Consider the following 13266-nt stretch of genomic DNA (forward strand, 5'->3'; position numbering starts at 1 on the left):
GCCCATCAAAACACGATCAATCGCTTCTTCTAATTCTTCCATTGTAATCATTTCTTTTTGATTTCTTACTGTTAAAATAGAAGCTTCATTTAAAATAGCTCCTAATTGAGCTCCGCTCATTCCTGGAGTTTGTTTGGCTAATTGATGAAAATTAATATCAGATGAAATATTTTTATTACGAGCATGAACTTTTAAAATAGCTTCACGTGCTTTGATATCAGGAAGACCTACAATAAAATGACGGTCGAATCTACCTGGTCTTATTAAAGCTGGATCTAAGATATCAGCTCTATTGGTTGCAGCTACAATAATAATACCTTCGGATTTTTTAAATCCGTCCATTTCAGTAAGAAGTTGGTTAATAGTACTTCCATCATCATTCGCTATCGATCCTCTTTGTTTACCCACTGTATCTATTTCATCAATAAATAAAACGCAAGGAGCATTGTTTCTAATTTCTTGGAATAATTTTTTAACTCGCGAAGCTCCTACACCGAAATACCTATCCATAAATTCCGAACCAGTTACAGCGTAAAAAGGAGTTCCAGCTTCTCCAGCTAAAGCTTTTGCAAGAAGAGTTTTACCAGTCCCAGGAGGGCCTTCTAATAAAACACCTTTAGGAATAGAAGCCCCGATGGTAACATATTTTCGAGGATTTTTTAAGAAATCAATTAATTCTTTCATTTCTTCTTTTTCTTCTTCGTTGCCAGCAACATCTTTGAAAGTAAAAATAGATTTTTGTTTCGAAGATACTAACGGGTTTTTTTGTAAATTTCCAGATTCACGTCTAATAGCCATAAAAATATAAATAGTAAAAATTAAACTCGATAAAAGTTGAACATATCTAATTGAAGTATCAAATAAACTTAAAAACCAACTAAAAAAATTTATTTCAAATTGATAACAAACTTTATCTCTTGATAATAATTCAAAACTCATTTCTTTATCGCTATTGCTATTGTTTCGAATAATTTCGCTTTTAAATATCTCGTTATTTTTAGTTTTTAATTCTATTTTATATACTTTTCTAATAGAAAAAGGCTTATCTTTCATAAACATAGTATAATAAGTGCTGTATTTAACACTTTCACTAATATCTGAACGAGATAATTTACTGAGCATTTGGCTTTCAGTAATTGGTTGGCCTTCTGGGTTAAATTGACCTATTTTAAGTAATTGAAACAAAAAACTAAATATTATTAGAAGAATTACAACAATTACAACAATTGTTTTTTTATTATGTTTTTTAAAAATTTTCATATTTATTTTCTTTTCCTATAAATTAACTTATGTTTTCTGGGTTCCAATAATCTAAAGGTTGATTTCTAAAACCGAAAATAATAAAATATTTTTTAAAATTTTCTTCAGGATTATGTAAAAAACGTATTTGTCTTTGAGAACATAAAGGAATCATGAATAATTGCTTATAAGCTTGTGGTTCTAATTCATCATGAATGTGTTCTTTTTCTTCTTTTGTTAAAGTATTTGGTGTTCTTGAAGGGAAAATAAAACATTCAGGACTCATTCCGGAAACAAAAATATTTAGATCAGTTTTTGTATCATTTAATCTATAATCAATAATTATTTTTTTATCTGACGCAATTGATAAACATTCTTCCAATTGTTTTTTAAATTCGTCAATAAATGCTTCGCTAGTAAACATACCTTCTCTATTACTTAAAGTCAAAGTAACAACCCCATCAGAATTAGTATCAGTAATATACTTTTGAAAAAAATAACGCGCTAAATCTTTATTATAACCATAATTATCTTTTAATTTTTGTATTGTAATTTGGTTTTTTAATGGGTTTCCATCAGGTAATTCATTTAAATCTTGTTGTAATTTATCATTGATATTTGTTTCGTGTTCATTAGTCAAATTATATGTTTTTACAGAAGATAACTTAGGATAACAATAATTATCGCTCATATAATTCAAAGAAGGGAAAACATTTGGAAGAAAACTTGATAATTTTTTTCTGTCAATTCCATAAAATAAAGCTTTTCTTAAATCCATATTTTCTACTCTACCACCATTAGATAACTTCAATATAAAAGAATATAAATCGGGTTTGCAAAACAATGATTTATTATAATGTTCTTTGAATCGTTCGTCTTTTTGATTAGCTTCAATTGCACAATAACTAATTTTTTTATCTAAAAATAATTCTTTTTCGTGATCTTCACATCCGTTATTATGTTCAATTAAAATTTCTATATGGTTATAAGGTACGGCTTCTTGTGATTTATCAAAATAAGAAGTTGATTTTTCTAAAATCCATTTGTTGCTATTATATCCTTCTTTGATTTTATAAGGTCCATAAGATATAAAAGGATGATCTTTAGTGCCATATTGAGTTTGATTTTCTATAATAGATTTTTCAAAAGAAGTTGGTTCTAATAAATAAATTTTATTAATTTTTTTAATTACTTCTAATAAACTTGTTTCAGTTTTAAAATTTAAAGTAAATACACAAGGATTATTAGAATCGATTGATATATAATCATTATCTGTCAAATTTAAAATATCTTTAAAATTCGATAAATTACAGTATTTTTCTAAAGTATATTTAATAATTTTTGCGTCAATGGGTTCATTATTTTCGAAAATAGCATTATTTTTTAATTTAAAAGTAAATTTTTTATCTTTAATTTCTAAAGAATTATTTAAAATTGTATTATTATCAATAGATGGGTGCAAAATCTTTTCAATTAAGTTGAATTTAAAAGTGCGAGGAATTTGATGTTGATTCAAACTCACAAGTTCTTTTTGTTGTTCTGAACTAAAATTTTTAAATTTATTTTCATCTACAACTTCTTGAAAAAAAGGTGATGTTAAAGGAAATTGAATAAGAGCTTCTTGACCGTCCATATATTGATCAAAGCATCCCCCCGCACTATTAGTTTCATTTGGAAAAATTTGACCTATTTCATTAGGAATCGAGTAAATAAAATTATTATTATCATTTGAAAGACTGGGTTCGTTCATATTCGGATTAGACTGTGGAGAATTTGGTATAACTGGTTTACGTAGTTTCAAATAACAAGCAATTCCTAAGATACAAACTACTAAAACAACAATAATATGAATAAAATATTTTTGACAAAAAACTTTTAAATTAAACAAAATATACCTCTTTCTTCCTAATATTTGGAAAATTTTGATATTTATCTAATAAAATATAATAAAGTCGAACATAATTATAATCTATTTTATTATAAAGTTATAAAATTAAAATTTATTATAACGTTAAAAAATTATTATATACCATTAATAAATACAAAAATCTATCCTATTTTTTCTTTTTTTAAACAATAATCTCTTTTAATAAAATTATTATTTAAATATAATTATAATTAAATCACAAAAAAAAACAAGTTTAATTTTAAGTAAAATTAATTTACTAATGTTTTTAATTATTTTTTTGCAAATTTTTAAAAATATTTATATTAAAAAAAGTAAATATTGTTTTTTTAATTTTAAAACGTAATTGTTTAACTTTTTATAATTTATTAAAAAAAAGATTAACTTAATAGTTAGTTTTAAAGAGTTTTTAAAAAACAAAAAAACGTCTATAAATTTTCAGAACACCACATTTATCCCCACATACTTACTTTATATCAAATGGTCAAGCTACTTTTATGACTATTGAGGTCTCAGAATATACTGGATATTATTTAGATAACATAATATTTAGGTCTCTTGGCCGCTCATTTTCATATAATAATATAATAAAAATATTATATTAATTTAAGGTTTTACAAAAAAAATATAAAATTATTTTATAAGAAAATTTAAATATTAATAAATAAAAATATTTTCTAAATAAATTTTAATGAAAAAACAAAAAATATATTTTTTATTTTGTTATTATTATATATAGTATATTTATATATTTAAATTTATATTTTTATTAAAAAAATATTTTTTTCTTTAAAAAAATCCTAGAGTTTTTTTAATTAATAAATAAAAAGGGGAAATAAATTTTATGTATCAAAATATTTTCGAATTAAAAAAAATATTGACTGAAGTAGAAAATAAAATAATTAAAGAATTGCAAAACATTAACGAAATAAAAAAATTATTAGAATTGGAAACAAAATATCTAGGAAAAAAAGGTTTCTTTTTAGATATTTTAAAAGAAATTAATAATTACAATCCAGAAATTCAAAAAGAATTGAAAAAAGTTATTTTTATTTCTAAACAAAAAAACATCAATTTATTTAAAGAAAAAAAAACTTTATTAGAAAATAAAATTTTAAATGAAAAGTTAACAAAAGAAAAAATAGATGTTACTTTGCCTTCTTTTCAATTTCCGCAAGGGTGTATGCATCCTTTAAATCAAATGATTAAAGAAATAGAATTTTTTTTCTTAAATTTGGGATACTCTATTCATGAAGGGACAGAAATAGAAACTGATTTATACAATTTCGAAATGTTAAATATGAGTAAAAATCATCCTTCAAGAGATATGCAAGATTCTTTTTATTTAAAAAATAATCCAGAAAATCTTTTAAGAACTCATACTTCTCCTATTCAAATTAAAACTATGTTAAAACAACGTAATAAATCTTTGAAAATTATTTCTTCTGGAAAAGTATATAGAAGAGATAAAGACGATGATACTCATAGTCATCAATTTACTCAATTAGATGGTTTTTATGTTGATTTTAAAGTTAGTTTAACAGATTTAGTAGAAATTATTACATCTTTTGTTAAACATATTTTTGGAGAAGAACAAAAAATAAGACTTCGTCCTTCTTATTTTCCTTTTACTAAACCAAGTTTTGAAGTAGATTTAGTAATGGAAGGGGCAAACAAAAAGAAAGTTTATTTAGAAATATTAGGAGCTGGATTAATTCATCCCCAAGTATTAGATAATGTAGGTTTTGATAATAAAAAATATACTGGTTTAGCCTTTGGTATGGGAATCGAAAGAATCACAATGTTAAAAAAAAATATAAAAAATATTAGACATTTTTACAATAACGATATTCGTTTTTTAAATCAATTTGTTTAAACTTTTTAATAAAATAAATTAAATTATTTAATTTTAAAGGATATAAAAAATAATGATAATTCATGAAAAAATTTTAAAAAAATATCTTTCTCTAAATGATTACAGTTTAAACGAATTACAATTTTTAATCAATAATCATATTACCGAAATAGATAAATGCGAAATATTAGAACCTAATGATTTTTTGATTATAGGAAAAATTATTGAATTTAAAAAAGTTCCTAATTCGGAAAAACTTCATGTCGTAACAGTAGATATTAAAGATAATCATTTAACAATTATTTGTGGAGCTTCAAATCTTGAAAAAGATAAAAAAGTAGTAGTTGCTTTGATCGGGGCTTATCTAAAATCAATAAAACTTCATATCGAAGAAAAAGATATTTTCGGACATAAATCTTCTGGAATGATTTGTTCTGCGCAAGAATTAGGATTAGATCCTAATATTTTAAGCGAAGAAGAAAAAAAAGGAATTTTAATTTTAGAAAATGATGCTCCTGTTGGTGAAAATGCTTTAGAATATTTAAACCTAAAAGGATTTTTATTAAAATTAAATATTACTTCGGACAGAGGTGATCTTTTATCTTATATAGGTTTTGCTGAAGATTTAAAAAGTTTAAACAGTATTAATCGATTGGATTATCCTATTTCTTTAACAAAAAAAACAAAAAAAGAAGAAAATCCTTTTCAAATACAAATTATAAATAAAAATTGTTGGGAATATAATCTACTTTATATTAAAAATATAAAAGTTAAAAAATCTCCTTTATGGTTAAGAAGTCTTTTATTAAATCATAATATAATTCCTGTCAATAATATTGTAGATATTACAAATTTAGTTTTATTAGAGTATGGTATTCCTTTAGACGTTTTTGATGTTTCTAATTTCAAAGAAAAAAAAATCGAAATAAGAAATTCTTCGGAAAAGGAATTTATTCAAATCGATTCAGAAAAAAAAATTTTTTTAAGTAAAGAAGATGTAGTTGTAGCTAGTGGTCAAAATATTTTATCTATTCTAGGAATTGTCAATTCTTATTCAAATAATATTAATAAAGATACCAATGAAATTATTATAACTACATCTTATTTAGCTCCTTCTTATATTTTGAAAAATTCTAAAAAAATAAATTTAGAAAATGAAAAAAAAATACGTTGGACAAGAGGAATCGATTCATCTTTGGTAAAAGAAGCTTTAAATAGATTTGATTTTCTTTTAAAACCATTAAACGAAGAATGTCAAATTTCGAATATTTTATCCCAAAAAATTAAAAACAATAAAAAACCAGAAATTTTATTATCTTTAAAATTTGTCGAAGAAAAAATAGGTTCTGTTTTTTCTTCTGAAGAGATAGAAAATTGTTTAAAAAAATTAGATTATGAAGTAGAAATACTTAAAAATGATATTTTTAAATTAAAACCTCCTTTTAGAAGACATGATGTTGTGATTCCTGAAGATGTGTGTTCTGATATAATTAGAATATACGGAATTAATAAATTAAAATTACCATCATTAAAAAAAAATAAAATTTCTTTAAGAAATAAGAAACAAGAAACATTATATAAATTAAAAGATTTATTGACCAATTTAGGTTTATATGAAATAATTACTTATAGTTTAGTAAATTTAAAAAATTTAAAATTATTTTCCGATCAACAAGATTATATACAAGTTGCAAAACCAATTTCTCATGAAAATACTATTTTAAGACAACATTTAAGTGGTAGTATGATCGAAGTTTTAAGTTATAATCAGAAACATAATAATTATGATAATCTTTTTTTTGAAACAGCAAAGGTTTATAATAATCAAGAAGAAAAATTACATTTATCAATAGGTTTGAGTGGTAATTTAAATTCTTTAGGTTGGATTAAACCTAATATAGTAAGTTCTTTTTTTGTTTTAAAAGGTATTTTAGATAAAATAAGTTTATTATTAGGAATTAAATTTGATTTGCAACAAACCACTTTATATTCAAGTTTCCATCCTGGTAAACAAGCTAATATTTTATATAAAAATAAAAAAATTGGTTTTATCGGAGAAATACATCCTTCTGTACAAAAATTATATAATTTAAAAGAAAGTTTTCTTTTAGAAATTGCTTTAGAAAACGAATTTTTAGAAAATTCCAAAAATATTGTTTTTAATGAAATAAGTAAATTACCTTCTATTATTAGAGATTTGAGTTTTTTTATTTCTAAAAAATATTCTTTTGAAGAAATTTTTAAAACTTTAAAACAAGAAATATCAGATATTTTAATTAAATGTGAATTATTAGATCTTTATGAAGATCATAGATTAAATACGGAAGAATATTCTTTGTCTTTTCGTTTCACTTTTAATGATAAAAATAAAAGTTTATCTAAAGGAGTTGTTAATGAAATTATGAAAAAAATAGAAGACAAAATGCAAGAAATTTATGGAATTAAATTAAGATAATGAAGAAATATATTAATATGGAGTTGTATTTATTTGCGTAAAGGTATTGTAATTGAATTCTTAATAAAAGAATATGCACTTATAGATTTAGAAACAAAAAAACAAATTAATGCTAAAGTAAGAGGGAAAATAAAATATTATAATTTTAAAAAAGAAACAAATAATGATTTAGAATATTCTAAAATCAAAATTGGCGATTTAGTTTTATATGAGGAGAAAGATAATGAATTTTTTATTGATAGTATTCTTCCACGTTCGAATTCATTAAATAGGCCTAATATAAGTAATATCACTCAAGTTTTTTTAGTTTTTTCTTTAGTAGAACCTAAATTTCATTTTAAATTATTAGATAAATTTTTGTTAATTTTAAAAAAATTTAAATTAAAAATTATTTTAATTTTTACTAAAATAGATTTAATTTCTGAATCTGAATTAATTTTATTCCGAGAGAAAATATCTTATTATAAAAAATTTTTCCCTATTCACTATATAGATAGTAAAAATAGATTTGATTTACATCCTTTATATAATCTTTTCACTAATGAAATAACTATTTTAGCAGGTCAAACAGGTGTAGGAAAATCTACTTTAATTAACGCTTTAACTTCTCTTAATCTTAAAACTCAAGAAATTTCCAAATATTTAAATAGAGGAAAACATACTACCAAAAACTCTAAATTGTTTTTTTTTCATGAAGGTTATATTGCTGATACTCCAGGATTTTCAAAATTAGATTTATTAAATTTTAAAATCGAAGAAGTTAAAAATTTTTATGATGATTTTTTAATTTTTGCTGATCAATGTTTTTTTAATTATAGTTGTTTACATATTAATGAAAAAAAATGTAAAGTCAAAGAAGCTTGTAAAGAAGGTTTAATTTCTACTATTCGTTATAATAATTATTTATCTTTTATAAAAGAAATAAGCGAAAAGAAAAAAAATTAATTTTTTATTTATTATTATATATATTCTAAAAATTATCATTAATAGGTTCGAGTATGAATTTAGAACAAATAAATCAAAAAAAAAAAAAAATTCGAAATTTTTCTATCATTGCACATATAGATCATGGTAAATCTACTTTAGCTGATAGAATTTTAGAAATTACGAATACAATTCAAAAAAGAAATATGAAATCTCAAATTTTAGATTCTATGGATCTAGAAAGAGAAAAAGGGATTACTATCAAATTAAATACAGCAGAAATTCATTATAAAAATAAAAATAACGAAGAATATATTATGAATTTAATTGATACACCTGGACATATTGATTTTAATTATGAAGTATCACGCTCTTTAGCTGCTTGTGAAGGAGTCCTTTTGGTAATTGACGCTACACAAGGGATACAAGCTCAAACTTTGACAAATGTTTATTTAGCTTTAGAAAATAATTTAACAATTATTCCTGTTTTAAATAAAGTTGATTTGCCAGCAGCAGATATTGAAAAAACAAAAAAAGAAATTAAAGAAAAATTAAATTTAGATACTGATAAAATGGTTATTGCAAGTGGTAAAACAGGCTCAGGTGTTCCAGAAATTTTAGATAATATTGTTAAATATATTCCGTACCCTAAAGGAGATGCTCGAAAACCATTACAAGCTTTAATTTTTGATTCTATTTTTAACTCTTATAAAGGAGTAATTCCTTCTATTCGTGTTGTTAATGGAATTATTAAAAAAGGAGATAAAATCCGTTTTATTTCGAGTCAAGCTTATTACGAAGTAATGGAAGTAGGTGTTTTTCGTCCGCAACCAATCCAAAAAGATTTTTTAGCAGCAGGAGATGTTGGTTATTTAACTGCTTTTATAAAAAATATTGACGATGTTCGTGTAGGAGATACAATTACTTTAAGTCATAATCATCAAGTGCCTGCTTTGCCTGGTTATCGTCGTATTAATCCAGTTGTTTTTTGTGGTCTATTTCCTGTGGATTTAAAAAAATTTGGACATTTAACAGAAGCTTTACAAAAATTAAGATTAAACGACTCTTCTTTAAGCTACGAAAAAGAAAGTTCAAAGATGTTAGGTGTCGGTTTTAGAATTGGTTTTTTAGGACTTTTACACATGGAAATTACTCAAGAAAGAATTGTTAGAGAATTCGGAATCGAAGTTATTATTACAGCTCCCTCTGTAGTTTTACATATTTATCAAGCCAATAATAAAAAAATTATTGTCGATAATTTAGCCAAATGGCCTTATAATCAATCTATTGAACGTATTGAAGAACCTTACATCAAAGCTTTTTTAACTTGTCCTGAAATGTATATCGGAACAGTAATGGAAATTTCTCAAAATAAAAGAGGAAAATTACAAGATATTCAATACTTAGATCATGATAGAGTAATGTTGAAATATTTATTACCTCTTTCTGAGGCTATTTATAATTATTTTGATAAACTAAAGTCTTCTACTCAAGGTTATGCCTCTTTCGATTATCAATTAGATGAATATTATCCTAGTAAATTAAAAAAAGTAGATATTTTATTAAATTCAGAGATAGTTGATTCTTTATCTTTTATTAGTCATGAAAATTTTGCATATCAAAGATCGAAAAAAATTTGCCAAAAATTAAAAGATTTAATTCCTAAACAAATGTTTGAAATAGTCATTCAGGCTGCTATAGGGAAAAAAGTAATAACAAGAGAAACTATTAAATCTATGCGTAAAAATGTCATTGATAAATGTTACGGTGGAGATGTGACTCGAAAAAAAAAATTATTAGCTAAACAAAAAAAAGGTAAGAAAAAAATGAAATCATTGGGAAAAGTAATGTTGCCTCAAAAAGCCTTTTTAGCTATTTTATCTAGCGATAACAAATAAATTATTTAAAATATTTAGTTTGTTTGTAAAGAAAGGACGAAATGACAAACTTAATAGAATTAAAAAATATCACAAAAGTAATCAATAATCAAATTATTTTAAATGATATTAATTTAGAAATTAAAGAAAATGAATTTGTAACTTTATTAGGCCCTTCAGGTTGCGGAAAAACCACCATTTTAAAAATTATTGGTGGTTTTGAAGATATGAGTAACGGAGATATTTTATTTAATAATGAAAGTATTGTAAATGTTGCTCCTCATAAAAGATTAATTAATACAGTTTTTCAAAAATACGCTTTATTTCCACATTTGAATGTTTTTGAAAATATTGCTTTCGGGTTAAGAATTAAAAATTTAAACGAAAAATATGAACAAAAAATAAAAAATTTAAAAAAAGAAAAAAAAGAACAAATAGAAAAAATAAAACAAGAATATAAAATTAAAATTGAACAAATAAATTCTAATATTTCTGAAAAAAAGAAAAAATCTTTTTTTTCTTTTTTTGGATTCTTTTGGAAAAAACGAAATCCTTCATTCGAAAAATTCAAAAAAGATTTTAAAATAAAAAAAACAATTATAGAAAACAATTTTTATAAAGAATTTTATAAATTAAAAAACAAACTTTTATCACCAAAACAAAAAGAATTATTTATAAAAGAAAAAGTTTTACATTATTTAAAATTAGTAGGTTTAACAGGATTAGGAAATAGAGATATTAGTCAATTATCAGGAGGTCAACAACAAAGAGTGGCTATAGCGCGAGCTTTAATTAATAAACCTAAAGTTTTATTATTGGATGAACCTTTAGCAGCATTAGATTTAAAATTAAGACAAGAAATGCAATATGAATTAAAAGAAATACAAAGAAATTCAGGAATTACTTTTATTTTTGTCACTCATAACCAAGAAGAAGCTTTAACTATGAGTGATAAAATAGTTATTATTAACCAAGGAGCAATTCAACAAATAGGAACACCACAAGATATTTATAACGAACCTGCTAATAAATTTATAGCCAAATTTATAGGTGAATCTAATTTAATTTCGGGGATTATGAAAGAAGATTTTTTGGTTTTTTTTGATGATAAAGATTTAAAATGTGTAGATTCTGGTTTTATAAAAAATCAAAAAGTAGATATTGTTATCCGTCCTGAAGATATTGATATTGTTGCACCAAAAAAAGGATTATTTGATGGAGTTGTTAATTATATTTCGTTTAAAGGGGTCCATTGGGAAGTAAATATAAAAACTAAATATCGTAATTACATTGTACATACAACTGATTTTGTCGAAGTAAATAGCCAAATAAGTATTTTTTTCAATCCTGAAGACTTACATATTATGGAGGTATTGTAATTAAAATGTTTTCTCAAATCCAAAATAAAAAAGAAAATAAATTTTATAAATTTTTATATTTGCCTTATTTTATTATTATTATTTTATTTATTTTAATTCCTATTTTTATTATTTTTTTAGATTCTATTCAAGAAAGTAATAAAAATAGCCTTTTTAACATCTCTTTTACTTTGAAATATTATAAAGATTTTTATACTACAAAAGTTTTTATTTATGTTTTATTTCGGTCTATATTAATAGCAATTATATCGACTTTTTTTATCCTTTTAATAACTTATCCTCTCGCTTATATAGTTTCTAAATATAGTACGCCAATACAATCTATTTTAACCTTATTAATTAATGGTACAATATGGATTAATATGATTTTAAAAATTCAATCTTTGATGCAAATTTTTTTTTTAATAAGAAAAATTTTCGGTATAAATTTATTAGAAACTAATTCAGCCATGTTAATCGGATTTGTTTATTTATTCCTTCCTTATATGTTTTTGCCTATTTTTCTTAGTATTTCTAAAATAGATCATAATTTAATTAATTCGGCTAAAGATTTAGGAGCAAATGAAGCACAAATTTTTAAAAAAATCATTTTTCCTTTATCTCTTCCAGGATTAACTACAGGAGTTATTTTAGTTTCTTTACAAATTGCAACTAATCTTGTAGTTCCTAAATATTTAGGTCCGACAACTATTACTGTTATTAGTGAATTAATTGAAAATAAAATTTTTTTAATTGGTGATATTAAAAGCGCTTGCGCTATTGCTATTAATTTAACATTTTTAATGCTTTATATTTTAACTTTTTATAAGCCAAATCAATTTGAAAAAAAAAATAAATCTAATGTTTAAAATAAATAAAAAAAAATTATCTTTTATATATTTATTTTTAATTCTTATTTTTATTTATTTACCTATAATTTCTTTAATTATTTTTTCTTTTAATGAAAATGAAGGAAGAATTTCTTCCTTAGTTCATTTTAATAAATTTGGTTTTAAATGGTACCAAAAAATTTTAGAAGATTCAACTATTAAATCTTCTATATTTATCACTTTTAAAATTGCTATTTTATCCACTATAATTTCTACTATTTTAGGAACTTTAGCGGCTATTTCTTTAATGAATTATAAAAAAAAATGGCGCCAACTTATATTAAATATTAATCAATTTTCGATTATTATACCTGAAATTATTACCGCCTTATCTTTATTTGTTTTATTTAGTTTTATTGGTTTAAAAAGTAGTTTTTGGAGAATGTTATTAGCTCATATTTCTTTTAGCATTCCTTATGTTTTAATTTCTGTATATACTAAATGTTGCGTTTTAGAATTAGATTTAATTGAAGCTGCTTATGATTTAGGAGCGACCTCTTTTCAGACTCTTATTAAAATAATTTTCCCTCAATTAAAAGATGTTATGTTAGCTAGTGCTGGTATTGCATTCGCATTATCTTTTGATGATTTTATTATTTCTTATTTTGCTGGTGGTTCCGATTATCAAAATATATCTGCTTATATTTATAGTTTAAAAGGAACGATTAATCCTACTATTAATGCTTTATCTTCTATTTTAATTTTAGTTGTTTTATTCAAAATAACAATCGAATTAATAAAAATTAGGAAAAGATCATAATC

At 22.9% G+C, this 13266-nt stretch carries 9 protein-coding genes; 7 read left to right on the forward strand and 2 right to left on the reverse strand.

Annotation, left to right across the window (positions count from 1 at the left end):
- Together KTO59_RS00190 and KTO59_RS00195 are read right to left on the reverse strand one after the other, a co-directional pair.
- Positions 1 to 1260 (reverse strand): AAA family ATPase (locus KTO59_RS00190; RefSeq protein WP_284928120.1); only part of this gene is annotated, 1260 nt, incomplete at its 3' end.
- Between the two features lie 22 nt (positions 1261 to 1282).
- On the reverse strand, positions 1283 to 3127 hold the full coding sequence (locus tag KTO59_RS00195) for an ABC transporter substrate-binding protein (protein ID WP_284928121.1): 1845 nt from the start codon (positions 3125 to 3127) through the stop codon (positions 1283 to 1285).
- Positions 3128 to 3989: 862 nt separating this feature from the next.
- Between KTO59_RS00195 and pheS the strand changes: the two genes are divergently transcribed.
- The 7 genes from pheS to KTO59_RS00230 are packed head-to-tail and all read left to right on the forward strand — an operon-like array spanning position 3990 to position 13264.
- Positions 3990 to 5021: a phenylalanine--tRNA ligase subunit alpha gene (pheS, locus tag KTO59_RS00200; protein ID WP_284928122.1), complete on the forward strand. Its 1032-nt coding sequence runs from the start codon at positions 3990 to 3992 to the stop codon at positions 5019 to 5021.
- Between the two features lie 52 nt (positions 5022 to 5073).
- A complete protein-coding gene (gene pheT, locus KTO59_RS00205; RefSeq protein WP_284928123.1) occupies positions 5074 to 7455 on the forward strand; it encodes a phenylalanine--tRNA ligase subunit beta in 2382 nt (793 codons plus the stop codon).
- 33 nt (positions 7456 to 7488) lie between these two features.
- Complete coding sequence (gene rsgA, locus KTO59_RS00210; protein WP_225696240.1) at positions 7489 to 8400, forward strand: ribosome small subunit-dependent GTPase A; 912 nt, start codon at positions 7489 to 7491, stop codon at positions 8398 to 8400.
- A gap of 53 nt (positions 8401 to 8453) precedes the next feature.
- Positions 8454 to 10277, forward strand: coding sequence for a translation elongation factor 4 (lepA, locus tag KTO59_RS00215; protein WP_225696239.1), 1824 nt, complete (start codon positions 8454 to 8456; stop codon positions 10275 to 10277).
- A 41-nt stretch (positions 10278 to 10318) separates the two neighbouring features.
- A complete protein-coding gene (locus KTO59_RS00220; RefSeq protein ID WP_225696238.1) occupies positions 10319 to 11635 on the forward strand; it encodes an ABC transporter ATP-binding protein in 1317 nt (438 codons plus the stop codon).
- A gap of 5 nt (positions 11636 to 11640) precedes the next feature.
- Positions 11641 to 12483, forward strand: coding sequence for an ABC transporter permease (locus tag KTO59_RS00225; RefSeq protein WP_284928124.1), 843 nt, complete (start codon positions 11641 to 11643; stop codon positions 12481 to 12483).
- Positions 12476 to 13264, forward strand: a complete 789-nt coding sequence (locus tag KTO59_RS00230) for an ABC transporter permease (protein ID WP_225696236.1) — start codon at positions 12476 to 12478, stop codon at positions 13262 to 13264. Before KTO59_RS00225 ends, KTO59_RS00230 begins: the two co-directional genes overlap by 8 nt.
- The last annotated feature ends 2 nt before the right edge of the window (positions 13265 to 13266 follow it).

It is taken from the genome of Candidatus Phytoplasma sp. AldY-WA1 (assembly GCF_020312115.2).
Classification (GTDB): domain Bacteria; phylum Bacillota_I; class Bacilli_A; order Acholeplasmatales; family Acholeplasmataceae; genus Phytoplasma; species Phytoplasma vitis.

Excerpts from the sequence above, each read along its gene's own strand:
- KTO59_RS00220 (WP_225696238.1), top strand. The coding sequence starts at position 10,319 with ATGACAAACTTAATAGAATTAAAAAATATCACAAAAGTAATCAATAAT.
- lepA (WP_225696239.1), top strand. The coding sequence starts at position 8,454 with ATGAATTTAGAACAAATAAATCAAAAAAAAAAAAAAATTCGAAATTTT.
- pheS (WP_284928122.1), top strand. The coding sequence starts at position 3,990 with ATGTATCAAAATATTTTCGAATTAAAAAAAATATTGACTGAAGTAGAA.
- pheT (WP_284928123.1), top strand. The coding sequence starts at position 5,074 with ATGATAATTCATGAAAAAATTTTAAAAAAATATCTTTCTCTAAATGAT.
- KTO59_RS00230 (WP_225696236.1), top strand. The coding sequence starts at position 12,476 with ATGTTTAAAATAAATAAAAAAAAATTATCTTTTATATATTTATTTTTA.
- KTO59_RS00225 (WP_284928124.1), top strand. The coding sequence starts at position 11,641 with ATGTTTTCTCAAATCCAAAATAAAAAAGAAAATAAATTTTATAAATTT.